This window comes from Blastococcus sp. DSM 46786 (genome assembly GCF_900109665.1).
GTDB classification, from domain to species: Bacteria; Actinomycetota; Actinomycetes; order Mycobacteriales; family Geodermatophilaceae; genus Blastococcus; species Blastococcus carthaginiensis.
This window is the reverse complement of the sequence record NZ_FOAO01000047.1, coordinates 1-1,341: the sequence shown is the minus strand read 5'-3', so window position 1 is coordinate 1,341 and position 1,341 is coordinate 1. Positions and strand designations below refer to the sequence as shown.

1 protein-coding gene is annotated in these 1,341 nt (G+C 62.6%); it reads right to left on the bottom strand.

The window, feature by feature from the left end; genetic code table 11:
- Positions 1-576: 576 nt before the first annotated feature.
- Positions 577-1,341: RHS repeat-associated core domain-containing protein (locus BMW62_RS22000; RefSeq protein ID WP_211435247.1), on the bottom strand; the 765-nt coding region annotated here is incomplete at its 5' end.

Sequence of the window (1,341 nt, the reverse complement as noted above, 5' to 3'; positions counted from 1 at the left end):
AGGCCGTAGCGCACGCTGGTGCGCTGGGAAGCCAGGCCGTCGGGTCCCTCATCCAGCGTGGCCGACACCAGGCGGGGCAGCTGCCGGTCGTCGTAGCCCTGCGACAAGCCGGAAACATCCAACGGTTCACGGATCCACGCTTCCATAACCCGGGGGCCTAACGGATTCGTGCCGCATTCCCGGCACAAATAAGGATAGAGACAACGGCAGGCGCCACATGACCCCGTCGAATTGAACGTACCTCAACCATTTGCGGCGACCCGTACCATAAATGCGTAAAGTAGTCCGACCCTCGAGCGCTGCGCTTACCAGACGACCGAATTCCGCCTTCTCATGTGGCGAGACCTCGAACGGGCCATAAGACCGCGCCTGATGAAGGAGCCACAAATCTGCGACTGTATCCACCTCTCTCAGCTGTATGACGACAGCATCGGCGGCCCGCGTGGGAGTTAGGGCTACAAGGGCTTCCTTTCCCCCATCCGGAGAAGCCTGCCATACGATGGTCGCCAGACGCGCGGCAAGATACGGGGCAGCCAATTCCGTCAGGGCTTTTGTGAGCGAAGAGACGGACATGTTTCATCTGCCACCCTTCATGAGAGTGTAATGAAGATGGATGCGACCCCGCTTGGAGCCAATCGCTGCCCGAAAGATGTTAGTCCCCTGCTTAGCGCTACCCTTCCAACTCCAGCCTAGGCGGGCGAAGTCATTGCGATTAGTGAACCCCCTCTTACCGCGTCCAAAGACCCTGCCACTATTGCCGAGGGTCGGCGATTTTTGAACAAACTTACCAAGCGCACTCGTGTATCGGGCAATACCGAACGTGGCAGCCCCCGCGATATTTGCGGCCGCCTTTCCATACTGCCCCTTGGAGACGTGATATGCCGCCCAACCAATATTGGCGACTACGCCGACTACTCCAGGAACATACTGAGCCGCTTGCGCTATCCGCTTGAGCCAGCCCCAGCGTCCGTCCAGGTCCAGCATGTTGACCGGGTCGGCCGGATACACGTAGGCGTTCGGGTTGCCGCCCTCGACGGGGTCGATGGTGAGGAAGCGGCCGAGGGCGGGTACGTAGAGCCGGACGCCCATCAAGGTGAGCCCGCCGATGGCGCTGGCGTCGCGTTGGTGGGTGCCCAGCCAGCCGTAGCGGTTCTGGGTGGTGCCGGCGGCCGGCTTGGCCCACGGCAGCCCGTATTCGGTGGTCTCGATGACCCGCAGATCCCGTCCCGTCAGGTCGTCGGCCGGGACGGTGGCGGCGATGTCGCCGTGCAGGTTGGCCAGCTGGAAGACGACCTCCGCCCCGGCGGTGCCGTTCTTGGTCACCACCGCGGCCAGCCCACC